Origin of the sequence: Paenibacillus sp. FSL k6-2145, assembly GCF_037976585.1 — a bacterium.
Taxonomy (GTDB): Bacteria; Bacillota; Bacilli; order Paenibacillales; family Paenibacillaceae; genus Paenibacillus.
In genome coordinates this window covers 2,552,508-2,576,282 of record NZ_CP150267.1, presented here as the reverse complement: position 1 = coordinate 2,576,282, position 23,775 = coordinate 2,552,508, and the positions used below count along the sequence as shown (strand labels likewise).

At 43.7% G+C, this 23,775-nt stretch carries 23 protein-coding genes; 7 read left to right on the top strand and 16 right to left on the bottom strand.

Annotation, left to right across the window (positions count from 1 at the left end):
• Window positions 1-24 precede the first annotated feature (24 nt).
• From NZ043_RS11500 to NZ043_RS11465, 8 genes are all read right to left on the bottom strand, one after another.
• Window positions 25-879, bottom strand: a complete 855-nt coding sequence (locus tag NZ043_RS11500; RefSeq protein WP_036616638.1) for a carbohydrate ABC transporter permease — start codon at window positions 877-879, stop codon at window positions 25-27.
• Window positions 863-1,777 carry a sugar ABC transporter permease gene (locus NZ043_RS11495; RefSeq protein WP_133386961.1) on the bottom strand — a complete coding sequence of 305 codons (915 nt, stop codon included), beginning with the start codon at window positions 1,775-1,777 and terminating at the stop codon, window positions 863-865. Before NZ043_RS11495 ends, NZ043_RS11500 begins: the two co-directional genes overlap by 17 nt.
• A gap of 82 nt (window positions 1,778-1,859) precedes the next feature.
• Window positions 1,860-2,570 (bottom strand): hypothetical protein, encoded by a 711-nt coding sequence (locus NZ043_RS11490; RefSeq protein ID WP_133386962.1) that lies wholly within the window; start codon window positions 2,568-2,570, stop codon window positions 1,860-1,862.
• 30 nt (window positions 2,571-2,600) lie between these two features.
• The gene (locus tag NZ043_RS11485; RefSeq protein WP_339311858.1) at window positions 2,601-3,896 is read right to left on the bottom strand and encodes a sugar ABC transporter substrate-binding protein; all 1,296 of its coding nucleotides are present in this window, start codon (window positions 3,894-3,896) and stop codon (window positions 2,601-2,603) included.
• A gap of 103 nt (window positions 3,897-3,999) precedes the next feature.
• Window positions 4,000-4,767, bottom strand: coding sequence for a response regulator (locus tag NZ043_RS11480; RefSeq protein WP_289390949.1), 768 nt, complete (start codon window positions 4,765-4,767; stop codon window positions 4,000-4,002).
• A gap of 5 nt (window positions 4,768-4,772) precedes the next feature.
• Window positions 4,773-6,596, bottom strand: coding sequence for a sensor histidine kinase (locus NZ043_RS11475; protein WP_339311854.1), 1,824 nt, complete (start codon window positions 6,594-6,596; stop codon window positions 4,773-4,775).
• A 241-nt stretch (window positions 6,597-6,837) separates the two neighbouring features.
• On the bottom strand, window positions 6,838-7,026 hold the full coding sequence (locus NZ043_RS11470; RefSeq protein ID WP_036616818.1) for an aspartyl-phosphate phosphatase Spo0E family protein: 189 nt from the start codon (window positions 7,024-7,026) through the stop codon (window positions 6,838-6,840).
• A gap of 190 nt (window positions 7,027-7,216) precedes the next feature.
• The gene (locus tag NZ043_RS11465) at window positions 7,217-7,486 is read right to left on the bottom strand and encodes a hypothetical protein (RefSeq protein ID WP_133386965.1); all 270 of its coding nucleotides are present in this window, start codon (window positions 7,484-7,486) and stop codon (window positions 7,217-7,219) included.
• 414 nt (window positions 7,487-7,900) lie between these two features.
• On the opposite strand from NZ043_RS11465, the gene NZ043_RS11460 reads away from it, so the two are divergent.
• From NZ043_RS11460 to NZ043_RS11445, 4 genes are all read left to right on the top strand, one after another.
• Complete coding sequence (locus NZ043_RS11460) at window positions 7,901-8,092, top strand: hypothetical protein (RefSeq protein ID WP_339311852.1); 192 nt, start codon at window positions 7,901-7,903, stop codon at window positions 8,090-8,092.
• A 63-nt stretch (window positions 8,093-8,155) separates the two neighbouring features.
• Entirely contained in the window at window positions 8,156-8,686 is a 531-nt protein-coding gene (locus NZ043_RS11455; protein WP_339311850.1) for a hypothetical protein, read from the top strand.
• Window positions 8,687-8,860: 174 nt separating this feature from the next.
• Window positions 8,861-9,229 carry a PadR family transcriptional regulator gene (locus NZ043_RS11450; protein ID WP_240768289.1) on the top strand — a complete coding sequence of 123 codons (369 nt, stop codon included), beginning with the start codon at window positions 8,861-8,863 and terminating at the stop codon, window positions 9,227-9,229.
• On the top strand, window positions 9,195-10,082 hold the full coding sequence (locus tag NZ043_RS11445) for a permease prefix domain 1-containing protein (RefSeq protein ID WP_133386968.1): 888 nt from the start codon (window positions 9,195-9,197) through the stop codon (window positions 10,080-10,082). Before NZ043_RS11450 ends, NZ043_RS11445 begins: the two co-directional genes overlap by 35 nt.
• Before the next feature lie 18 nt (window positions 10,083-10,100).
• Here the strand turns inward: NZ043_RS11445 and NZ043_RS11440 are convergent, their stop codons facing one another.
• The 4 genes from NZ043_RS11440 to NZ043_RS11425 form a co-directional block, all read right to left on the bottom strand.
• Window positions 10,101-10,274, bottom strand: coding sequence for an aspartyl-phosphate phosphatase Spo0E family protein (locus NZ043_RS11440; protein ID WP_133386969.1), 174 nt, complete (start codon window positions 10,272-10,274; stop codon window positions 10,101-10,103).
• A 478-nt stretch (window positions 10,275-10,752) separates the two neighbouring features.
• Window positions 10,753-12,108, bottom strand: a complete 1,356-nt coding sequence (locus NZ043_RS11435) for a helix-turn-helix transcriptional regulator (protein WP_339311847.1) — start codon at window positions 12,106-12,108, stop codon at window positions 10,753-10,755.
• A 30-nt stretch (window positions 12,109-12,138) separates the two neighbouring features.
• Window positions 12,139-13,509 (bottom strand): helix-turn-helix transcriptional regulator, encoded by a 1,371-nt coding sequence (locus NZ043_RS11430; protein WP_133386971.1) that lies wholly within the window; start codon window positions 13,507-13,509, stop codon window positions 12,139-12,141.
• A 313-nt stretch (window positions 13,510-13,822) separates the two neighbouring features.
• A complete protein-coding gene (locus tag NZ043_RS11425; RefSeq protein ID WP_133386972.1) occupies window positions 13,823-15,208 on the bottom strand; it encodes a helix-turn-helix transcriptional regulator in 1,386 nt (461 codons plus the stop codon).
• Between the two features lie 264 nt (window positions 15,209-15,472).
• On the opposite strand from NZ043_RS11425, the gene NZ043_RS11420 reads away from it, so the two are divergent.
• Window positions 15,473-16,597, top strand: coding sequence for an LLM class flavin-dependent oxidoreductase (locus tag NZ043_RS11420; protein WP_133386973.1), 1,125 nt, complete (start codon window positions 15,473-15,475; stop codon window positions 16,595-16,597).
• 98 nt (window positions 16,598-16,695) lie between these two features.
• Here NZ043_RS11420 and NZ043_RS11415 read toward each other — a convergent pair whose 3' ends face one another.
• Entirely contained in the window at window positions 16,696-17,274 is a 579-nt protein-coding gene (locus NZ043_RS11415) for a TetR/AcrR family transcriptional regulator (RefSeq protein ID WP_133386974.1), read from the bottom strand.
• A gap of 268 nt (window positions 17,275-17,542) precedes the next feature.
• Here NZ043_RS11415 and NZ043_RS11410 point away from each other — a divergent pair, with 268 nt between their 5' ends.
• On the top strand, window positions 17,543-18,751 hold the full coding sequence (locus NZ043_RS11410; RefSeq protein WP_133386975.1) for an MFS transporter: 1,209 nt from the start codon (window positions 17,543-17,545) through the stop codon (window positions 18,749-18,751).
• A gap of 142 nt (window positions 18,752-18,893) precedes the next feature.
• Here the strand turns inward: NZ043_RS11410 and NZ043_RS11405 are convergent, their stop codons facing one another.
• Both NZ043_RS11405 and NZ043_RS11400 read right to left on the bottom strand, forming a co-directional pair.
• Window positions 18,894-19,262 carry a VOC family protein gene (locus tag NZ043_RS11405; RefSeq protein WP_091038078.1) on the bottom strand — a complete coding sequence of 123 codons (369 nt, stop codon included), beginning with the start codon at window positions 19,260-19,262 and terminating at the stop codon, window positions 18,894-18,896.
• 132 nt (window positions 19,263-19,394) lie between these two features.
• A complete protein-coding gene (locus NZ043_RS11400) occupies window positions 19,395-20,456 on the bottom strand; it encodes an alkene reductase (protein ID WP_339311841.1) in 1,062 nt (353 codons plus the stop codon).
• Window positions 20,457-20,612: 156 nt separating this feature from the next.
• Between NZ043_RS11400 and NZ043_RS11395 the strand changes: the two genes are divergently transcribed.
• Complete coding sequence (locus NZ043_RS11395; RefSeq protein WP_249912956.1) at window positions 20,613-21,476, top strand: LysR family transcriptional regulator; 864 nt, start codon at window positions 20,613-20,615, stop codon at window positions 21,474-21,476.
• Window positions 21,477-21,632: 156 nt separating this feature from the next.
• On the opposite strand, the gene NZ043_RS11390 is transcribed toward NZ043_RS11395, so the two are convergent.
• On the bottom strand, window positions 21,633-23,699 hold the full coding sequence (locus tag NZ043_RS11390) for a methyl-accepting chemotaxis protein (protein ID WP_091038072.1): 2,067 nt from the start codon (window positions 23,697-23,699) through the stop codon (window positions 21,633-21,635).
• Window positions 23,700-23,775: the final 76 nt, after the last annotated feature.

Genomic DNA, 23,775 nt, shown 5'->3' with positions numbered 1-23,775 from the left:
GTTCTATTGCACGTATTGCACGGTTTACTCTTTCAGTCCCGTCATGGCAACTCCCTCAATGAAGCGCCGTTGTGCCAGGAAAAAGACAATTAACAGTGGCAAGGTTGCCATGACGGTGGCGCTCATCAGATATTGCCAGGCTGTACCCACTTCATCTGTAAACAAAGACAAACCCAATGGCAGCGTCATTAGATCACGCGAGTTAATGAAGATTAACGGATCAAAAAACTCATTCCAGATCGTCACAAACGTAAAGATCGTCAGCGTAGCCATACCCGGCTTGGCAATGGGCAGCATAATTCGCGCATATATCCGGAATCGGTTACAACCGTCGATCATCGCCGCTTCTTCCAGTTCCGTTGGCACCGTAATGAAGAACTGCCGCATCACAAAGATGCCAAACACACCACCCGCGCCAAAGATCGGCAATAATATCAGCGGAAGATGGGTATCAATCCACCCCAGCTGCCGCATGAACAGAAACATCGGTATCGCCGTCACCTCATGGGGAATCATCATCGCACTCAGCAGGATGAGAAATACCACATTACGTCCTTTAAACGGAATTTTGGCGAATGCGTAACCGGCGAGGGAAGCAAAAAATACTGTTCCTAGCACAACCAACGCAGAAATGTAGATACTGTTCCAATAAAAACGGTGAAACGGAATCAATCGAAAGACATCGATATAGTTCTGAAATCGGAAAGTATCCGGTATCCACTGCGGTGGATAGGTGAATATGCTCTGGGGTTCCTTGAATGATGTCGATATCATCCAGATAAATGGCACAATCATAATGAGGGAAATCAGAGTCAGCAACAAATACGTCCCCAGGGTACTTCCTATCTTCCGCCCCGAAGGACTAGGCATCGCCTTCATTGAATACCCACCTCTTTCGGAGCTGCCATTGCAGCAGCGTCAGAATTAGCACGATAAAGAACAGCACATATGCGAGAGCAGAAGCATAGCCAAACTGAAATAATTTGAATGCTTTTTCCCAGATATAATAAACCAATACCTTCGTGCTGTTGCTCGGCCCGCCTTGGGTCATCACATAGATCTGCCCAAATACTTTGAGTGAACCAATCACGGTCATGACCACTGTCAAAAACACGGTTGGCGTGATCATAGGCAGCGTGACGTGAAAGAAGGTTCCCCTTTTGCCCGCCCCGTCCAATGTTGCTGCTTCGTACAGTGAACGCGGTACCTGCTGAATGGCTGCAATGAACAGCACCATATTCAGACCTACATTTTTCAGCACACTTGTCACAATCACCGCCGGCATTGCCAAATCTTCATTGTATAGCCAGGCCGGACCCTTGATGCCCGCCATCAACAGAAGCTGATTAATCAATCCTGACTCTGTTGCATACATCAGCTTCCACACGATGGCCCACACGATCAACGAGGTCATGACCGGAACAAAGATTGCTGTCCGGAAAATTCCGATGCCCCGCAGATTTCTAGATAGCAGCAACGCGAGCAGCAGGGCGAGCACAATATTAAGCGGTACCAGCCCCACTGTGAAATAAACCGTATTGGCGAGCACTTTCCAGAACATGGCGTCTGTCATAATATTCCGGTAATTATCCATTCCAATAAAATGATGATCCCCCAGCAGCGGCCAATCGGTCAGGCTCATGTATAACGCGAGACCCATGGGAAATAACAGCAGCAGGGTAAACCCAAGCACCATTGGCGATACAAACAGCCAACCCGCGATCTGGGCCTCTCTGGCGAGCGGCCCCCCTCTTTTGCGCTTGCGTGAATGGGTCACAATCAGCCCTCCTTTATTAGACTTTTCCTCTGAAGCTGGGGTTGTTCTGGCATCGGAGTGGCAAGTGTAAATATTCTTTAGTTCAACTTATATAGTCTGGACGGTTCAGACAGTCCACCGCATTGCGGAACTCATTCACAGCCCTTCGCAGCTGTTCCTCCGTGTTGCCAGTCACGACCGCTCCAAGCATAATCGCCTTTACCCCGGTATCGCGCAGCACCCGAACATCCTCCGGCACCAGCTTTCGCTGGGAAGGAACCAATACCGGTACCTGGGCTTGCAAGACCAGACGGCGATACTTAAGCACATCCGCGAAGCTGAGCGGTGTACCGTATTCTTTTCCAGGTACAATGGATGCCTCCAGAGCGGTGAAGCCGAAGTGAGCTGCCGATGTTACGAGGGAAGCATCATATTCCTCATTGATCGCAAACGTTGGGTCCAGCCCCAAGTCATTGAGCATGAAGGAAGGCAAGTGATGTGCATAGATGGAATAGAAATCAAAGCCCAGCCCGGAAAGCCCCTCCACATCCTCTCGCCTTGCTCCATCAATACTGCCAGAAGGTACGACCCCAAGCGGACCACCAAACTCACTTCGGATCGCCCGAAACACCTCGGCATACATGTCTAATGGACCAAAATGATTCCCGCTGGCGCGATGACCGACATTATAATGCACCTTCAGTGCATCAGCGCCCTCTTCCATGGCTGCCCGAGCCAAACCAATATCATTCTCAGGCAGACTGACCACCAGCGACAGCGGTTTCCGTTCAAGTAATTCTTTGAATTTGCCCATCGTTCTCACCTCCGGTTTCGATCGAATGATTTAGGGTTGCAACACACTTTGGATCTCTTCCTGCATTTGTTTCAGGTTATCCTCAGCTGTCGCTGTTTTTGCAAATAGTCGGTCAAATCCCTGCAATACCGCATTGTCGATATCCTGCCAACGGATATGACCGGGAATTAATCGCGCTTTTGGCATTTCATCAATAACGGCCTGCACGATATGCTCTTTGCTCGGATTATTCGGCTGAAGAATGAATGCATCTGAGTTCAGAACAGAGGTACGCGGAGGCACAAAGTAGGTGGCTGTCGCCTGAATCCCCTGCTCACTGGCAAAATACTTCAACAGTTTCTTCGTTTCCTCTGGATGTTTGCTGTCGTTGAACATGGCATATCCGGCCTGCCCTAGCATCGGCACACTGCCTTGAGAACCGGAGGGCATAGGAGCGATGCTCCATTCAAAATCCGTAATTTCTCTTGCTTTGGAAACATAGCTGTAATTATCAAAGAACATGCCCACATTACCCGCATCGAAGCTGACCTGTTCCCCCGCCTTTGGGTGTGATTCATCGGTGAACATCATGCGTTCCAGCAATTCAAAGGTCTGTACGCCATAGGCATCGTTCCAAGTGAACGTTGTCATGCCTTCGTCGAATGGACCGCTTCCATTGGACCAGGAGTAGGAGGAAAGCACCGCCCAGGTCTTCCAGTCGCGAAAAAAGTTGGCACCATAGACTCGGTTGGTCGCATTTTTACTGGTAATGGCTTTGGCGGACTCTTCGAACTGTTCCCATGTCCATTGTCCTTGGGTGGCAAGTGTGTTTGGATCAGTCAGACCGGCCTTGTCGAACAGCGTTTTATTGTAAAACATGACTACCGGAGGTGTAGAAAAAGGTAGCCCCAGCAGTTGGTCGCCATCACGGAACAAATCCAATGTACTTGGAATATAATCATCCAGCTTAAACTGTGCATCATCCTTGAACTCGGATACATCGGCCAGAATGTGATTGGACTTGAATTGTGGTACCATTCGCTCCGATACCCAGGCGAGATCGGGAAGGGAGCCTCCGGCGGCAAGCACCGAAATTTTTTGCTGGTATTCTGCGAAAGGTACGGATTCCATCGTTACTTTGATGCCTGGATTTTCCTTTGTGAAGTCATCGATCAACTTGTTGTACACATCCATATGCGCCTGATTGCCCCACATCATGAACTTCAGCTCGACCTCACCATTCTCCCCGCCTGCACTCCCAGATTCACTGCCGGAATTGGAGCTTGCGCACGCGATTGAAGCCATCATCATGAGTACAAACACCAGTATCAGTCCTGCTTTTTTCATGGAAATCCCCCTTATGGACGTCGTGGTATACATGTGCAACCAAAGTATAACGAAAGCATCGTTCCCTCATAAATCACGTCAACTACAGAAATGGTATGGTTTTTCAAGAGATACTGAATCGGTCTCGATATTCTCCTGCGGTCCATCCCACCTGCTGCTTGAACACCAGCATGAAGTGTTTGGGGCTCTGATGCCCGGATAACCGTGCCACATCATAGATTTTAAGACCCGTGTTGATCAGCAACCACTTGGCCCGCTCCATACGTGCCTCAGTGATGTATTCGGAATAATTGATGCCTATTTCGTTCTTGAACAGCTGGCTTAAATAAGTAGGGTTCAAGTTAACGAGATCTGCTATCGTCTGAAGTCGCAGATCTCCATCGGGATGTTGCTTGATGTGCTCCTTCACATCTCGGATAATCTTCCGCGTATCTCCACCAGCGTGTTCTGCTTTGCCAGATGGCTCAGGGGTAGAAAGGGTTGAAATACCGTATCTGCGATCCAGCAGCAATTGAATCTTTTGTATGCATAATGCCAGTTCATAACGATCGATTGGCTTCAACAGGTAGTTCAACACCCCGAACTCCATCGCTCTGCGTGCATATTCAAACTCGCCGTAGCCGCTAATGATGAGCATTAGCAATTCAGGGTACATGTCTCTTGCTTTGCTTACCAAAGTTAATCCGTCCATTTCACGCATGCGGATATCCGTGATTAACACGTCCGGCACCTCACATCTCAGAAAATCCAGTGCCTCGGTACCGCTCGACGCTTCGCCTGTTACCTGAAACTGAGAAGACACTTGTACGATCAGTTCCCTCAGTCCCTGACGGATGACCGTCTCATCCTCTACAAGCAATACTTTATACATGCGCTTCAATCCCCTTTCGGTAGAAGTTGAATGGATATCGTGACCACCAGTCCCTGCCCGGGGCTTCCATCAATGCTTAGGCTGCCGCCTTCTCCATACATGAGACGAAGCCTCTGAGCGATATTGTTAAGCCCCAGACTGTCCCCGGCATGGCAACGTAATGCCTCATTGGAAGGCTGTTTTGATATGGACTCATTTAACTCGTCAATCTTTGCCTGAGTCATACCCTTACCGTTGTCTCGCACACTAATCAGCAGCTCCTGGTCGAATGTCAAGGCAGATACCCAGATTACTCCTCCATTTTCCTGCCCTTCAATGCCATGGTAGACGGCATTCTCCACCAGCGGTTGCAGTACCAGCTTGGGAATCAAATACTCGGTTATCCCTTCTTCGATGTCATAGATAATCTCTAACTTGCCGTCATAACGTACCTGCTGAATGCGTACATAGGATTGTACAAAAGCCAGTTCTTCCCCAAGTGGAACCATCCGGTCCACCTTATCAATCGTATAACGCAGCAGCTTGCCAAGCGCCGTCACCATGTCCGACACCTCTGCGTGCTTCTGGCGAATGGCCATCATGTTAATGGACTCCAGCGTGTTGTATATAAAATGGGGGTTCATCTGGCTTTGCAACGCTGACAACTCTGCCTCCCGCTCTTGAATGCCCAGCAGAAACACCTCATTGAACAGTCGATGAATCTCTTCCATCATTCGGTTAAAGCCCCGGCTTATCTGTCCGAATTCATCACTGCTGAAGTGTGCTACCCGCTGGCTAAAATCTCCCTGCTCCACCCGAATCATGTGGTGCTTCAGTCGAATCAGCGGCCGGGTGATACGATAGGATAACAGAATTGCCAGAATCGCTATCCCCGCCATACACAACACTGCGAACCATATCGTGAAGGTGAGCATCTCACCTGACTCCTTTTGAATCACAGCAATAGGTGTAAGACTAATCACTGAAAGCCCAGAATAGCTGGAATGATTTTGTACATAGAGATAGGACTGCCCATCCAGAACAACTTTTTGGTTTCCTGCATAGCTTGGAAGCTGTCCATGCATTAGCAACTGGTCGTACGCAGACATTCCTCCGGTCGAGGTCCGTTCGAACAGAAGACGCTGCTTGCTGTCTACAATCATCAGGCTTGCATCTTGCTCATAATTCAGATTGGATAACAGTTGGCCGAAGGCCTCCAGACGGATGTCAATCAGAATGTACCCCAATCGCTGGAGCGTACCCGGATCTCGAAGCACTCTACCCACCGATATATACGATTCTTGCTGACCGCCCGTGTAATAGCCGGGTTCATGCGGAGGAAGCAGGCGCCATGTTCCTTCTGATTCTTCAAGCTCTGCAAACCAGTCATCCTGCCTGCTGTCCCATACCGGCTTAACCGCCAGTGAATCGAGATTGGAGAATAAAATACCGCTATTGCTGATCAGATGAATTCCACGAATTTCGGGTCGGTCATAAGCTTGACCAGATGTATAGAGCTTCATTTTCAGATAATCCTCAGACCTCGCCCATGCACCCGACCCCATTGACGCGTTGTATTTATCCAGAATGCCAAGCACCATCTGATCGTATAGCGGCAAGAGCGACAACCGCTCAAAGTCCTTCAGCAGCCGATTCAGATTGGCGTTAATCTGGCGAACCAGTTCAATGGTGAACTGCTCGGTCTTGCGATCCATCGTCTGCGAGAAATGCTTGTAGTTCATCACTCCCTGCAAACTTAGCGGCAGCAACGTAAGCGCCAGGAACAACAGGAGCAACTTGGTGCGCAGGTTTACGTTTTTTCCGAAAAGCATGCGTACCTTGTCCATCATTTCCGTTCATCCCTCCCTCTCCCGATCATTGTATGAGCCCCCTTCACAGATCAACCTGGATATAACTGGGGGCATCATATCCAGTTTTAAGGATCATTCGCTATCCTGCCAACCCTGGAATTGGTACGGAATTTCAAGTTATCCGCATTAGTTTCAGATGAACGCAAAAAAGCCGACTGTATCGCTACAGTCGACTAAGCTATTTCTATAGAACACTAATTAGACCAAAAAACCATCTGCATTATGCAATCGGTTGTCTGTTCCTGAGATGGCTTTTATATTTGAATCGATTATATTCATTAATAAGCTCGTCCAGTACCATGGACTGTCGGAGGACTTTGTTGTCCTGCATGCCATGATTCTCCGCCAAACGACTCAACTCTTGCCTGTTCCGTTCGATTTTATCTGTGATCTGTACCGGTTCACTCACAGCATGCACCCCCTCTTTGTATAACATTTTAGGATACATTGCCAAAAAATTCATATTATATTCCTTTGCAGAATAAAATGTTTATTTACATAAGTTTTCAAAGAAATTCAACCTTTTTCATACTTATATGTTGAACTAAAGATTAAATTGTAAATAAGAAAAAAAGTATTCGGAACCCGAATACTTTTACTTATTTACTTCGTAATGAATTTGCTAAATACATCATTAACATTCCTATAAATATCAATAATATCCCTTCAATTTTATATGACCAAATCTCTGAGTTTATAAAACTACCAAAGATATCTGAGGTATCAGACTTTACATTTTGGTATTCTGCAAGAACCAACATAGCTTTGTCCATACCCCAATCAGTACTTTGAGCAATAAACTGAAATCCAATAACAAATAATACAAATGAACAGATAAGGGCTACTAAGGAAATCATTTTACTTTTCAAATTTAAATTCTCCTTTGATAATACAATATTGGAAATGGGAACTTCAAAACTCAATTAAAGTTAAATATCATCTCAGTCTATTTCATGTTACGTATAATCTCAACAGATTCTATTTTCCACGTGATATTATTGCCAGTCATCCTAAAAATTAGAGCGCCCGATTTGATAGCAAATATGCCAAAATCACCTCTCTAATTATTTTTTTACATTATTATCACTATTTTCATCAAAATAACAAAAATAATATTATGCAAATAAACTTATCATCAAAACAGGAGGTGTTATTATCTAAAATTATTCTTCAAACAAGGCAAAATCATCATATAAGACTTAATTAAGTCTATCTAGTTCTAGCCTAAATTAACTTGAGGAATATTTAATCTGACTAAAAAACTAAAGGAGATGCTAATCAAAATGATAAGAAAACTGTTAATCCCTTTATTGTCTTTAACCGTTACTCTTGGAGGCGTTTTTTATTCTACCCCTACCGTTAAGGCATCCGATAATCCGGAAGTAGCTGCTAAATTAGTTGTACAAAAATTTTTCGATACTATGTCTGAAGGGAATTTCGCTGAAGCTACAGAGTTAGTTGTAGACTTGAGATAACCAAGTAAAGAGAAACAAATCGCAAAATACAAACACTACAATTCTGTAAGTGACTTTGAATCGATGAAAATCATTGATGCACATACAGAGAATGAATCGACAGTTGTTGTAACATTTCAGGGTAACGTTTCGGGAGTTGAATCCAAAAACGAACTATATGTTAAAGAGTCTGAAGATGAATGGAAATTGATTTTAGGTGATGATGATCCCGCTACTGTAGCGGCCTTAAATGTACCAGAATTCAGTACACATGCTATGGTTGATTACTATTCTTTTACTGGTTTTAATTATGGAAGAGCTCACTATACCATTAACTCTTTTTCTACACAGGGTAATGCTGTAAGTCTCATAGGTTGGCAATATGCTAGCAGTGATTACCATGCAGATGTTTCTTATCAAGTCGCCCAAGATTCTTTTATCGGATGGAAAACATTCGGAAATGCTTCTTCTGTTTACGGTAACTATACATCCGCTGCAGGTGATCGTTTCACAATTTCTTTAACAGGTGTTCCCAAAGGAAATGATTATCACATTCGCATTGTGAATTGGGCACCAGTATCCGTTGATGGTGCAGGGAATGTTTATACTAATTAGAATTCATTAATCTAAATTGCCCACTCGGCACCTTTATTTCTAGCAAAGGTTACGAGCAGGGCTTTTTTATGCTTTCGTTAAGAATAGATACTACTTTATAAAAGATATAATTCTTGACCTTGAATTATTTTCAAATATATGTTAATTTAACTACATAGAATTACATAGTAGGTGGTGTATGAGTTGAAGAATGAGATGATTAAAGGATATATTGATGGCATTGTGCTCTCCATCCTGAGTCAAAAAGATGCATACGGTTATGAGATATCTCAATATATAAATCAAGTAACCAACGGGGCATTTCTACTCAAGGAAGGTACACTTTATCCCGCTTTAAAACGACTGGAAGCTAATACTTACATTGAAGGCTACTGGGGTGAACAAGAAGGCGGGCCTAGACGAAAATATTACAGGATAACAGATGATGGCCAACTTCGACTTGAAGCAATCAAAACCTCATGGGAACAAAATACACATATCATTAATATTTTCTTAGGAGGAACGGCGAATGGACATTCAATCCTATTTAGATCAAGTTTTTAAGAGATCATTCTTATCTAGACGAGAGCGTAGCGATTTAGCCGAAGAAATGTCTACTCATTTACACTCGTCCAAAGAGCATCATATGAACGAGGGATGTACTGAAGAACAAGCCACCACAAAAGCTATAGCATCTTTTGGCGATCCGATCACCTTAAGAACTAAATTGACTCAAGAGACTTATGGTCTATCAAGTAAACTGATCCTACAGTTTATAATCATGAGCTTAATCCTGTATTTAAGCTCTCTGTTCATAGGAATAGTTCTTCATTATTATGATGTTCATAACAGTGTGGTCGAACTTTTCCCTATAGCCTTCATTACACTATGTGCCTTGATCAGTGCTTTGCTGCTGACTCGCAAAAACACTGATCGTTGGTGTCTATTGTCCGTTCCCATTTTATTTGGATTAGGATATTTGCAGGCATATCTGGGTCTTTTCAAAAATATGTTTGGTAGCCTCGATTCATTTACGCTTTTTGAGAATTTATTTTTCAGCGGCGCTTATGATTTTTCAGGGCGTAATAGCTTCATACTTATTGGTGGTCTGATCCTAGCTGTTCAAACACTCATTTTGTTTGTTATCAGCAAAAATATCTACATCTCTTTGATGCCCTTCGCCTTCTCTATTTTGTATACAGTTTCTCATATGGTCATTTTCGGATCATATTATCTGTTCTTTGGGGATCATTTTAGTTCGTCTGTCACCAATGGATACAATGTTTTTGCCGCCGGTAACATTCAACGCCTCTCAGATATCGGTGTGAAATTAGGTATGTGTCTTGTATTGTTTTTCACTTTAAGCTCAGTAAAAAAGCTAATCTTTAAATCTAAATCTAAGCTCCAGGCTGGATGAGTTAGAATGACATATTATTTACTTTTTCAGGTTCATTCCAAAGGAATATCGATTATATTCATTAATTAGCTTATCCAACGCCATAGACTGCTCAAGCACTTTCACATTCGGGATTCCATATTGATCTACCAAGCGACTCAACTCTTGCCGACCTTGCTCGATTTGGTCTTTCAAGATACTTAGTTCTCTCATGGCATGTACCCCTCTAAGACATTCTAGAAAAACATTTAATATGAGTAAGCTATTAGTTTCGCTCATGACTACAAGTGCTTTTAAGAACATAATGTATTTTGCATAATTTTGTAAAAACAAATCTTTAGAAAAGGCATTGCGCTCTGTCTAATCCCTTTTCAAAACACAAAACAGCCTACCTCAAAAGCAGATAGGCTGTTTGTTTTATTTAATATTTATCGTCTTAAATAATTGTGAATACGTCTCTTGCTGAGACAAACTAGCTTGCTGTCTATAAGTTCCGTATAGATCTACACACTTTACTAGCATGTGATCGTCTTGGTTCAAAGTTGAAAGAGATAAATTATAAAGTATTATATCTATACCGGTTTGATAAACTTTTAGTCTGGATTTATACTTTGCGAGTTCATAATTAAACAACATATACGGAACGAATATTGTGCATCTTCTTCATCGTCCCTTCCCAGATATTTCATTATCAAAAAGTCGGTAAACTTAACTTTTCTATTACTTTTTTGTACTTTCTGATCTGTGTTTCGGTGGCTTCACTCCTATACTCCCCATACAAATCTAAACATTTAATGCACATGAGTTCATCTTTACTTGAAGAAGAGAGATCTAAGCAAATAAGTAAGGCATCAATTCCAAGTGAATAATTATATTGATTTATTTGATATTTTGCCAATTCATAATAAAAAACTCTATATCCATGGTCTATCATTTGATCGGTATAACCACCTTTATTATGAAAGTCCGTATTAAACAAATTAATCGGATATTCAAACTTTTTCAAAGCATGACCAATATTAAATCCATACTGATTAGCTGCTTCCAATATATTTAGCAAACCAGTTAATATCTCTTCTGGATTGTTCTCTAAGTATCCTAAATAAGGAAAGATTACTTCCTCCTGACCTAGCAATATTCGGAATGCATATTGATTCCCCTCTCCCCATTTCTTGAATAGATCTATTATTTTTTGATCCTCTTCTGTAGGATTCTCAATTTCAATTATCTCCATGTATTTTTGCAGATAATTTATGGCCTCATCGTATTCCTTGCGGGTATCATAAACGCTTGATATTAATAAGTTTGCATAGGCTGCATATGTAAAAAGAGGATAGGCTGTTAGCCTTCTTTTATTTTTTCGCCTACGAGATTGAATTTTTAATTGAAATTCTGCTTTCCGTTCCAGTTCCCGTGCCCATGCATCGACCTTGTCCCACAAATGTATCGTATTATATACGTTTGCCAAGTCTTTAATTGCATCCAATTGCACTTCTTCATTTAATTTATCAATATACGGTTCGAACTTTACTGCTGCATTGAGATTATCATATTTACTCAGTGTTTTATGAAGTAGGAAAATACGGTACTGGCAAAGGGCCAACCGCTCCGAGTGTTGATACTTCTCACTGTCGGCTACACATTCATATAAAATTAGTGCCGCTTCATTCATGCTTTCACTATAGAGACTCTCTGCCACATCAAATAACTTATCAATATAGGATTGATCATCTGTCACATGAGTAATGACTTGTTGAATAATATCCAGCTTGCCAATCTCAGCACAACGATATATAAACGGTTCTAAGCGTCTCCAATGGGGTGCAGATTCAATAAAACACTCCACACCATACATATCATAAAAGTACCCCTGTTCTAAATCCATTGCTGATGTGATTTGGCCTAGTTGGTTCATTGAAATAAGTCTGGTTCCCTTGATGATCGCACTTAATGTACCAACATTAATGTCAGCCATTTCTGAAAATTGCTGTAGCTTATATCCCTTATTTTTCAAGTGACTTTCAATATAGGAACGTATATTGGACATTGTCTTCATCGTCCTTCCCCAGATGTTTTACTATCGAAAAGTCGGTACACTTAACTTATCTATTAGTTTTGTATACTGCTCTTCCTGAGTCTTACTGGCGCGATCTCTATATTTTCCATATAAATCAATACATTTGATACACATTAGATCTTCATTACATGAAGAAGAACGTTCCAAACTAGTAATTAGATGTTCTATTCCCTGTTCAATTTGGTTCTGATTCAATCTGTATTTTGCTAGTTCGTAGAATAAGCGTATAAATCTAAAATTTGATGCCTGTTCGTTATATACTCCTTTTACATGTCTTGCTGCTTTAATTTGATCAATGTGATTTTGGAATCTATTTAATGCATGGTCAATATTAAAAGAGTACTGATTTGCCGCCTGTATAATATAAGCGAGTGCTGTTAAAATTTCGGCATGATTAACATCTAGGTAATTCAAATAACGGTTTAACCCTTCGAAGTCACCTGATAGTATTTTATACAAATATCGATTGCCCTCAGCCCAGCCCTTGAATCGATCTATCAATTCTTGCTCTTCCTCTGTTGGATTTTTAATCCCATCCATAATATCCTCATAAACATCTGTGTACTCCAAAGCTTTCATATATTGCTTACGTTCTTCAGATACATTTGCCATGAGCAGATTAGCATAAGCTTTATAAGTAAATAGAGGATAAGAGGCTATTCTTGGTTTTCTGTTCCGTCTCATAGATTGAAGTTGAACTTGGAATTCAGTTCTTTGAATCAATTCATTAGCCAGTTCAAAAACCTTATCCCATAGATTTATCGCGCCATACAAATTAGCTAAATCTTTAATCGCATCCAGTTGTACTTCCTCATTCAATTTTTCGATAAAAGGTTCAAATTTTACTGCGGCATTTAAGTTATTGAATTTATTCAGTGTTTTATGAAGCAGGAAAATACGGTACTGGCATAAGGCCAACCGCTCGGAGTGTTGATATTTTTCACTGTCTGCCACACATTCATACAAAATAAGAGCTACTTCTTTTAATCCTCTAGCAAAAAAGCTTTCAGCTACATCAAATAATTCTTCTATATATGATCGATCGTCCGTTACATGAGTGATGACTTGTTGTATACAATCCAGCTTACAAAGCTCAGCACACTCATATAGATATGGCTCCAAACGTCTCCAGTGGGGCGAAGATTCTATGAAGGATTCAACCCCATAACTCTCATAAAAATACCCTTTCTCTAATCCCATAACAGAAGTAATCTGATTCAGTTGGTTCATAGACATTGGCCTGTTGCCTTTAAGAATGGCACTTAAAGTTCCAACATTAATTCCAGTAATATCGGAAAAATGCTGCAACTTGAGATTCTGCTCTCTCATATATTTCTCAATATGTACTCTTATTTTAGGTACCAATTCCACTGTCTCACCTCCGTCATTAGAATCACTTATAATTCAATTTCATATAGTAAATGTTATTTTAATCCTGTATTTTACATTGGTCAATCTATGAAAATACAAAAAAAGCTTACTTCCGTATTCGGAAATAAACCTCTCATGTAATGCAAAATATCAATGTCATTTAAACTAAGCAACCTATTATATGCTTATTACATACGTAATGGTACAAGAAACATAGAATTATAGGTCTCCTAACCCATGTGAGGACAACAATGAATAAATAACAGTGGTGTCATAAGACGAGCTTAATTGTACAACATTAACAACAAGCATACTAAGCAAGATCATATAAAGTATTTTCTGCTTTTTCATAATAACTGCGCACCTCCGCTACTAAAAGTTTATATTTATTATGAATTTCTTTACTGGCAAAATTCCTGTATTCCTCGAATAGTGTCATGCAATGAATAGTATCCATCTGATTATTAGTTCTTACTGCAGATGAGAAACACTCCATAAGTCTCTTCAAACCTTTTTCATATCTGCCCCGAGTAAGGTAGTAGATTGATACTTCTAGCAGAAGGGTAGTAAATAAATCTTGTTTAATCTGCCTGCTATAACCATGAATAAGGTTTTCCTCAGAACTAATTTGAGGTTCGAATTTATGAAGGATATCATCTACGTTCATGTTATTTTTGTTAGCCGCTTCCATAATATTCACCAACGCTGGCAATAACTCTGATTGATTATTTTCTATATATTGAACGTATGTTGACAACATACTATCGTCGCCCATGAATAAATAATATAGATATGTGTTTATTTCTCCCCAACCTTTAAACTTGTTAATAAACAAAAATTCTTCGTCATCCGGATCTATTATATTAACTATACTTTTATACTGTGTAGTGTATCTTAAAGCATCTTCGTATTTCCCCATTCTTTCGCATGCATTGGCCTTAAGCAAGTTTGAATATGCCTGGTATACGAATAACGGGTAGGCTGTGACCCTATCTTCTTTATTCACTTTTTTCTTAGTGTACGATTGGATAATTTCAGCTTTCCGTCCTAAATCATCAGCAAGAGAAAATGACTTATCCCAATACCGGAGCGAAGCATACGTATTCGCCAAATCCTTAATCGCATCCAGTTGCCGTTCCTCATCCAGCCGATTAATATATGGCTCAAAGTGCACAGCGGCCCGCAGGTTATCATGTTGATTCTGACCAAGCGAGAGGGTGAAGATGCGATACTGGCACAGAGCCAGACGTTCCGAATGTTGATATTTCTCACACTCTGCCACACATTCGTACAACATCCGTGCAGCCTTCGTCTGTCCACGTTCAAGCATGCCTTCCGCCATCTCAAACAACTCCGAGATATACGAGCGATCATCCGTCACTTCCTGGATAACCTTATGAATACATTCCAGCTTGTCCAATTCAGCACAGCGTTGCAGGAATGGTTCCAGTCTCCTCCAATGAGGTGCCGATTCCACGAAACATTCAGCCCCATAAATCTCGTAGAAATACCCCTCTTCCAGCTTCATGCCTTGGGTAATCAGATCCAGTTGCGCCATAGCGATGGGCCGAGTCCCCTTAATAATTGCGCTAAGCGTTCCAGCGTTAACTCCCGATATATCGGCAAAATACTGCAGGGTGTACCCCTGTTTCCTGATGTAGTCCTCAATATATGAGCGTATCGTAGTTGTAGGTTCCATGTATCCCACCTCCACAATGAAAATCCATAATTTTGAATTTATATGATAAGCACAATTTTAATCCTAAATTTTACAGCGGTCAATAAAAATCGTGGCAATTCCCTTCATATTTGTGCAAGGAGGCCTCGCCGTTCCTGCTTATAGAAAAAATCCATTAGAAGAATCCATGAGAACGTGATACATTTAATCCAACTTACATATCCTACTATTTCAATAGGATTATACGACACAGAAGTTATCAATTCAGTTCGAGGAGAAGGTCAGATGAAATTTGCCTTGTTTAGTCTCATGATGAATCTGCCTAATGCCGTAACCGGGGAAGCTCTGACAACTCAGCAGAAATTCCACAATATATTAGAGCAAGCAAAGCTGGCTGAACGACTGGGTTTCGATGCCTATGGAATCGGTGAACGACACGGTGCGCCTTTTCTATCTTCCTCGCCACCTGTCGTATTAACCGCAATAGCCGCAGCAACCACACGCATTCGGTTACTAACCACCGTCACTGTTCTTAGTATACTTGATCCAGTCCGGGTTGCCGAGGATTATGCCACGTTGGATCAATTATCGGGCGGACGGCTGGAGATGATCATCGGGAAAGGCAATGACCCTCGGCACTATCCGCTGTTCGGCATAAGCGAAGAGGAACAATGGGATTCACTAGATGAACGCTATCATTTGCTAAGACGGCTGTGGTCTGAAGAGAATGTAACCTGGCAGGGAACGTATCGCCCTCCTCTTGAGGGAGTGACCACGTGGCCCAGGCCGCTTCAGCAATCCATCCCGATCTGGCATGGTAGCGCGTCCAGTACGGTCTCAACCGAACTCGCTGCCAAATATGGCGAGCCGCTCTTCACGTCGAACTCTTTTCACCCTCAGGCCAAATACAAAGCGTTAATTGATCATTATCGGGAACGCCTCGATTATTATGGTCATGATCCGCAGCAAGCCGTGATTGGCTCTGGTGCCGGCAGTCTCTATCTTGCGGATACGGGCGAAGAAGCCATTCGTCGTTATAAGCCATATTATGAAGCGTTCCATGCCACTGCCGCCGCACAGCATAATCAGTCTCCCTTCACCGATCTGGAGGATAACATTGCACGAGGCCCTGCGTTAATCGGCAGTCCGGAGCAGATCATTGAGAAAATTCTGGACTATCATGCCGCTTACGGACATCAGGTGCTGAGTATCAGCGTAGATGGACTGACGCATAGCGAGCAGTTGGAGCAAGTGGAGCGTTTTGCCAAGGAAGTTGCCCCTGTATTACGCCGCGAACTGCCCAGTTCGGTATGGAATGAACCCCCGGTGTTAACCCAGCACTCATCCTTCCTTTCCTCTAATGCTACAGATTCATGGCCCACAGCCATCTCACCTATATTCCAGGTCTAACAATCTCCCACGTACAATACACGTGCTCCTTCCAGGGTGATTCCTACGAATCGCCCTCTTCCCTCTTCCTCCCACTTGTATCGCCGCTCTCTCTGTACCTATTTGGCCTGAATGCCTTGAAACAAGGAACGGAGCAACACATCTACAAACGCATCCTCCATCGCTTCACCCGTCACTAACATGCGATAGAACACCGGCCCGTAGATCAGATCAATGTACAGTCCAATGTCTATCCCACTTTTCAATTCGCCACGCTCCACACCCTTCTCCAGAATTCCCCGAGCTTCACGCCGACGTGGTTGGATATATCTTGTGCGGTATTCTTCGGCAAGCCCTTCATCCGACTGCCCTTCCCCAATAATCTGCGTAATCACTTTTCCTTCCCGACTGGTCAAAAAACGAACCAGATTACTCGCATGTATGCGTATATCCTCCAATACCGAGCCTGTATCTGGCACTGGCAATCTTGCCGTTGCCGCGGACATATATCCGTCCATGATGACTGCGCCTTTATTCGGCCACCATTTGTAGATAGTGGCTTTGCTCACCTGTGCACGTTCAGCAATCTTCTCGATTGTAACCGCCCCGAATCCGTGCTCCAACAACAACTCATACGATGCTGTAAGAATGGCATTCTGGGTTTCCATGTTACGTGGACGTCCTCTTTTGGCAGTCATCTTGAGCCCTCCTGGATGTATAAAGTATATTTAATCATCAGTAATTTTCATAAAAACGATACGTTCATTATACTAAATTGCGATGAGTACACACAATTCTATCCTCCGCATATGTATTTTTTCCACAAATATATTCCGCCTATTTACAATACTGTACGTTTAGTTTATTATATATTTGTAATTAGTGAACACAACGTTTAGTAATTAACGATTTTAATATTAACTGTTTATTGCGAATACAAATGTAGAATTGTGGAGGATGATTATCATGGATATGAGACAACAAGTGAAGAAGGCACCTGTACCCACCTGGATTATTTTTTTGCTGGCATCCGCTTGTGGATTGATCGTGGCAAACCTGTATTATGCTCAGACCGTTATCGGACCGATCAGCATAACCACGGGCCTTTCTTCTGCCGCTGCCGGATTGATCGTAACGTTGACTCAGATTGGTTATGTTATTGGTTTGTTATTCATCGTGCCGCTCAGTGACATTACCGAGAATCGACGCCTGGTCGTTCTTTTCCTCATCGTACTGGTTGTTGCCCTGATTGCTGCGGCTTTCTCACCCACCGCTGTTGTATTTCTGACTGCCTCTCTATTCATTGGTATAGGTTCTGTGGTCGCTCAAATTCTGGTGCCCTATGCGACATATCTTACTTCCGAGGAACAGCGCGGACGGGTTGTTGGCAATGTAATGAGTGGTCTGTTGCTGGGCATCATGCTGGCTCGTCCTGTCGCAAGCTTTATCACCAGCCTCTTCGGATGGCAGACCGTCTTTGTATTCTCCGCCATTGTCATAACACTTCTAATGCTGCTTCTGTCACGTGCTCTTCCTGCTCGCCAGCCTGAACCCACCTTGAAATACGGGCAATTAATCGTGTCCTTGGGCACACTGTTCAGAACGATGCCGCTGCTGCGCCGCCGGGCGTTTTATCAGGCCAGTCTGTTTGGTGCTTTCAGCTTGTTCTGGACCACGGTTCCGCTGAGACTGGCTAACGATTTTGGCATGTCACAGCAAGGCATTGCCTGGTTCGCTCTGGCTGGTGTCGGAGGTGCTATTGCCGCTCCCATTGCCGGAAGACTGGCTGATCGCGGACTAACGCGTATTCTGACGGGTGCTGCCATGGTGATCGCTGCTGCTTCATTCGGTCTTGCTTATGTGTTCCAGAGCCACTCCACGTTTGCATTGATCCTGCTTGTGATCGTGGCAATCACACTGGATATGGCTGTCTCAGGAAATCTGGTGCTGGGTCAACGCATCATCTACTCCTTAGGAAGTGAGGCGAGAGGACGTGTGAATGGCATATTCATGTCGATCTTTTTTGTCGGCGGTGCGATTGGTTCATCTCTTGGAAGCTGGTCTTATGCTCACGGAGGCTGGAGTCTCACAACGCTGATTGGCCTGATCATGCCGCTGCTCGCTTTGGTGTATTACTTTACGGAAAAGAAAGCGGTAGTTGTCAGCAATGAATAGAATGAATATATCGCTGAATCCGAATAACGGAATAAGGGCAGAGCTAATCATTAAGATTAGCTCTGCCCTTATTGTTGTAATACTCACTTGGCTCCCTGTGACAGGAAGGTATCACTGTTATTAAGATGGATTCATCTACGTATTAGGCTTTACTGTGAAGGGTAACTTGGTACCCGTCTGGGTCGGCAAATGTAAAGGTTCGTCCGAATGGTCCATCTATTGGTGCAGATGTAATTTGTACGCCTGCCGCAACAAGCTTGTCGTGGATTTCTTGCGTATCAGGAGCATGAAGCCACAGAGCGACACCAAGTCCTGGCTGAGCACCTGAACCGAGTTCTGTTCCTGGCAATAGGTCACGTAGAGCAAATGCAATAGGCTTGGTTTCAAAGACCACCGCATGAGGTGGTCCCGCCTGTGAGCGTACCAGGCCAAGATAGTTTTGATAAAATTCGGCAGAGCCTTCAAGATTGCTCACTTGAAGTGAAATGAAATCCGGTCCGATTACTGACATAATGTAATGATCTCCTTTATATATGGGGTTGGTTGTTTAGGTTATCTTGATCATACAAGACCGCTCTTGCCAACAGTATGTCAGTAGTGTTCTTTCCTTTTTTCGATTTTTTCTTTTACTCGGTTTTCTCTCTTACACCAACACAGGCAGATGCGTAGCTGCATCATACTCCACCAACGGCTCACCGGCATGCAATTTACGCACCAAATCGGGGTTTGCAATAAATGGTCTGCCGAATGCAGCCAGATCTATGCTTCCCTTACCAATCGCGTGCTCTGCGGTCTGAATATCCAGATCCCCCACACCAATGATGATTCCATCCCACTGACTTCGAATCCGCTCGTGAAAGGACTGCTCACCATCCCACGCTTTTGCATAATGATCTGTTGAGGGATGCAAGATCGTAATTCCCGTCTCACGGAACAAGTTTAGATATGCATCGATCATTCCAGCTTTGTCTGCCCAAGCATAGGATGCATCATCATCCTTTTTCTCTGAAAATCGTACCGATATGCGATCCACAGGGATCTCTTTTTTTACAGCCACAATAATATCCCGCAGGAACCGCAATCTACCCTCAGTGTCTCCTCCATATTCATCTGTTCTGTGGTTGGTCTTCTCATTAATAAACTGGTCGATCAGATACCCATGCGCAGCATGCAGCTCGATCCCGTCGAACCCTGCCAGAACCGCATTGCGGGCCGCCGTCTGAAAATGCTGAATCGTATCCGCTATATCCTGTGTACTCATCGCTTGGGGCACCTGATACGGCTTATGCAGCTTATGCACTCTTCCCTCTGCCGCAAGGCTGGAAGGTGCCACTGGAGTGGTTCCGATCAGATCGGAATGGGACAACCTGCCGACATGCCACAGTTGAGCAATAATGGTGCCGCCATGTCTGTGAACAGCATCCGTTACCCTTTTCCAAGAAGTCGTCTGTTCATCTGTATATAAACCGGGGATGCCGTAAGTGCCTTTGCCTGCCAGATTCGGGTTAATACCCTCGGTAATGATCAGTCCCACGCCATCTCGGGCACGCTGCTCATAATACGCCACCATCTCATCCGTCACGGTCCCCTCCTGATCATCAGCAAATCCCCGGGTCAACGGTGCCATCACCATTCGGTTCCTTAATTGCCACTGATGAATCGTTACCGGGCTTAATAGTGTTGAACGTGTATTCATGTTATCCATGTCATATCCCTACTCTCTTTGTCATTAGGGATATTGTACGGCGGCTCCGATATATCGTAAAATGATTGAAATATATAGTTGTATCTCTCAGAGAGATACCTGACATCAATATCTGCGGAAGCAATGTAAGTTAATCCACGTTCAGGAGGATACAGCATGGAACTTTCCGATATCGATATTGTTCTCGCGGTGGCACGTTCAGGGAAAATCTCACAGGCTGCCAAAGAACTGAATTACGCGCAATCCAATGTCACTACGCGCATCAAAAAACTGGAGCAGGAATATCGAATCCAGTTGTTCAACCGTTTTCCCAAAGGTGTTGTACTGACCTCCAAAGGAGAACAGTTCGTCCAGTACGCCACACGCATTCACAACCTTTTGCACGATCTGAAGCAGGATATGACCGATCCCGGTGAACCTTCAGGCACGCTGAAAATCGGCATTGTAGAAACGGCGGCATCCAGCCGCTTTATGGAAATTCTGAATGAATATCAAATAACCTACCCGAAGGTGTCCATTTCACTCGTCAACTCCACTTCACCCAAAGTACTGCGCAAGAAAATACAGGACTATGAGATTGATGGTGCTTTTATCAGCGGGGCTTGTGTGAAAGAAGGTTTGAAGGTGGAATACGAGATGCAGGACACCGTTCATATCATCTCCAAGAAGACAGACATACCACCCGAAAGCCTGTGCCAAGTATCGTGGGTTGTTTTCCCCGAGGGCTGCCCGTACCGTGAAATGACCGAAGAATTTTTGCAGGAAGAGGGGTTGTCCGCACGTAATATCATCGAAGTGAGTACGATGGAAAACCTGCTCAGCTGTGTGGAGTCAGGAATTGCTTTTACCATTATGCCGTGCAACGTTATTCACAAGAAACCGGATGATTTCTCCGTATTTGATCTGGCAGATCGCTTTACTCATACCACGACAACCTTTGTCCGCGGTGAGGATCGGTATGTCAGCAGTGCGCTGGATCAATTCATGAAGCTGCTGAATCAGAAGTGCATTACGTTTTGATATAGATAACTTAGTCCCCCACTTTCAACCGCTGAACTTCTTGATCACTAAATGGACTAGAGCACATTGATCGAGACCATAAAAAAAGAAGGCACAAGGTACTCATTAAGAGTACTTTGTGCCTTCTTACCCTCTATACCATAATCAGCTTAACCCTTACTCCACCTTGAATCGCGCAGCCGATTCGGCCAGCTTTTGCGTCAATTGATCGATCGTATCGACCATGTTTGCCAACTGCTGCACCGTGGAAGACTGCTCCATCATGGTTGCTGTTACCTCTTCAACCGAAGCAGATACCTGCTCTCCTGAAGCGGACAAACTATGGGCTGACTCCAGTACAACATCCTTGTTCTGCAACATCTCTTGCATCTGTCCTGCCATTGTAGCGATCTGTTGATTAATGACCGATACCTTCTCCAAAATCACATCAAACGCCTGACGAGTCTGCAAGACAAGCTCATCCTGTCTGGACGAGATGGTGTGAATCTCTGCAACACTTTGGTTGTTCTCGGCGACATCGGCCAGATTCTGCTCGATAATGCTGGAGATTTCCTTGGACTGGCGGGAACTCTGCTCTGCCAGATTGCGAATCTCCTCGGCCACAACCGCAAATCCTCTGCCATGCTCCCCCGCCCGTGATGCTTCAATTGAAGCATTCAATGCAAGCAGATTGGTCTGCTTCGCAATCTGGCTGATGGCTTCCGTGATCTGACTAATACTGCCCGAACTCGTTTGAAGTTTGACGGTAATCTCAGAGATTTTCTCCACTTCCCGTTCGTTCACTTCATTAATACGCATCAGTTCATTCACGACTTCATTCCCATTGTGGAATACCGTTTCGATCTCATCCGCTCTTGCCTTCACATCCTGTGCACTACTGTTCATGGCAGCCACTTTATCACCAAAGGTGTTGAATTTACTTGCAATCTGCTCGGTATCTTCCGATTGAGCCTCCATCGCTTTTGCAATCCCCATGGACGTCGCCGAGGTCTCATCAATGGATCTTGCCGTCTGTCTGGATGTCTCCTCCAATTCCTGAGTACTGGCCTGAAGGACATGGATTGAATTATTCATATCGGTAATGAGGTTCCTGTTCTGCTCCACCATACCATTAAAGCTTTCCGCCAGATCCTTGAATTCACTGTTATATCTGCCATTGGCCTTAACGGTCAGATTGCCTTGAGCAAGTTGTTGGAACAGCCCGATCAGACGAATGATAGGTCTTGTAATACTACGAGAAATCAGCAATCCCACACCGATAGCCAGAGCAACTCCGATCAAGGTCACGATAAGCATTTGACGTTGGATATCCTCTATTGGGCGCTTGATATCATCATAATCGTCAATAATCACCACGGAGAGATCTGCACCAGGAATCTGATTAATACGATAGTAGATGTCATCTCGATCCATTGAAGTGATTTTCACTTTGTCGGTAGCTCTGGCCTCCATAAGTTCCATGGCTTCCTTGTCCTCTTCCAGCGTTTGTCCCACAATGGAAGGGTCCAGTGAATCATACATGATGATGCCGCTCCGGCTCAGCACTTCAACTCTGCCTTGGGCATTGATTTTAATGTCTCCCAGTTGCCCCAGGAAAAAGCTGCTGTCCACCGACATAGCAAGCACACCCAGGATATTCCCCTGTTCATCGATGATAGGCTCCGAGAATACAATAATGAGCTTCTTGCCAGTCTTAGAGACGACCGCGTCACTGATGAAGGATTTCCCCTGTATAGACTCCTGGAAATATTCCCGATCTCCCCGTGACTGCCCAATGACTTCTGGCATGGTTCCCGCCACCATGGTTCCTTCCTTATCAAACACGAACAGATCTGGCTTGCTTCCTTCCGTTTCCGATATACTGTCGGTCAAGATCGTATTGGCCTTATTAAAATACGGGTTCTCATCCGAGAAAAATTCTTCATCCGTCATGTCAGTTGTATTACGCAGCTCCAAGAGTTCCTTGAAGGTATTATGTACGGATATCGCATGACTCAATTGTTGCTGAAGTTGCATCGCTGTCCAAAGCCCTTCCCCAAGGCGGTCAGCCATCACATTAATCTCATCCTTGCTTTTCCTGACCACAACATCAGATGAAATCATATAACTTGTGGTCGTTGCACCAAGCAGAACCAAAACAACCAATACACTGATCATGAAAGGCAGTTTGATTTTAAGCGACATATTTTTGATCCTATGCCCTAACCCTTTTCTTTTCCCCATTTCCCACTTCTCCCCACTTCCCTGAACCATATGCATCTGAACGATGTACATACATTATCGGAAAAATCCATAGTAG

Excerpts from the sequence above, each read along its gene's own strand:
- NZ043_RS11425 (WP_133386972.1), bottom strand. The coding sequence starts at position 15,208 with ATGGAACCTACAACTACGATACGCTCATATATTGAGGACTACATCAGG.
- NZ043_RS11410 (WP_133386975.1), top strand. The coding sequence starts at position 17,543 with ATGGATATGAGACAACAAGTGAAGAAGGCACCTGTACCCACCTGGATT.
- NZ043_RS11405 (WP_091038078.1), bottom strand. The coding sequence starts at position 19,262 with ATGTCAGTAATCGGACCGGATTTCATTTCACTTCAAGTGAGCAATCTT.
- NZ043_RS11420 (WP_133386973.1), top strand. The coding sequence starts at position 15,473 with ATGAAATTTGCCTTGTTTAGTCTCATGATGAATCTGCCTAATGCCGTA.
- NZ043_RS11500 (WP_036616638.1), bottom strand. The coding sequence starts at position 879 with ATGAAGGCGATGCCTAGTCCTTCGGGGCGGAAGATAGGAAGTACCCTG.
- NZ043_RS11440 (WP_133386969.1), bottom strand. The coding sequence starts at position 10,274 with ATGAGAGAACTAAGTATCTTGAAAGACCAAATCGAGCAAGGTCGGCAA.
- NZ043_RS11455 (WP_339311850.1), top strand. The coding sequence starts at position 8,156 with ATGAAAATCATTGATGCACATACAGAGAATGAATCGACAGTTGTTGTA.
- NZ043_RS11445 (WP_133386968.1), top strand. The coding sequence starts at position 9,195 with ATGGACATTCAATCCTATTTAGATCAAGTTTTTAAGAGATCATTCTTA.
- NZ043_RS11400 (WP_339311841.1), bottom strand. The coding sequence starts at position 20,456 with ATGGATAACATGAATACACGTTCAACACTATTAAGCCCGGTAACGATT.
- NZ043_RS11490 (WP_133386962.1), bottom strand. The coding sequence starts at position 2,570 with ATGGGCAAATTCAAAGAATTACTTGAACGGAAACCGCTGTCGCTGGTG.
- NZ043_RS11475 (WP_339311854.1), bottom strand. The coding sequence starts at position 6,596 with ATGATGGACAAGGTACGCATGCTTTTCGGAAAAAACGTAAACCTGCGC.
- NZ043_RS11485 (WP_339311858.1), bottom strand. The coding sequence starts at position 3,896 with ATGAAAAAAGCAGGACTGATACTGGTGTTTGTACTCATGATGATGGCT.
- NZ043_RS11460 (WP_339311852.1), top strand. The coding sequence starts at position 7,901 with ATGATAAGAAAACTGTTAATCCCTTTATTGTCTTTAACCGTTACTCTT.
- NZ043_RS11395 (WP_249912956.1), top strand. The coding sequence starts at position 20,613 with ATGGAACTTTCCGATATCGATATTGTTCTCGCGGTGGCACGTTCAGGG.
- NZ043_RS11480 (WP_289390949.1), bottom strand. The coding sequence starts at position 4,767 with ATGTATAAAGTATTGCTTGTAGAGGATGAGACGGTCATCCGTCAGGGA.
- NZ043_RS11390 (WP_091038072.1), bottom strand. The coding sequence starts at position 23,699 with ATGGGGAAAAGAAAAGGGTTAGGGCATAGGATCAAAAATATGTCGCTT.
- NZ043_RS11435 (WP_339311847.1), bottom strand. The coding sequence starts at position 12,108 with ATGTCCAATATACGTTCCTATATTGAAAGTCACTTGAAAAATAAGGGA.
- NZ043_RS11415 (WP_133386974.1), bottom strand. The coding sequence starts at position 17,274 with ATGACTGCCAAAAGAGGACGTCCACGTAACATGGAAACCCAGAATGCC.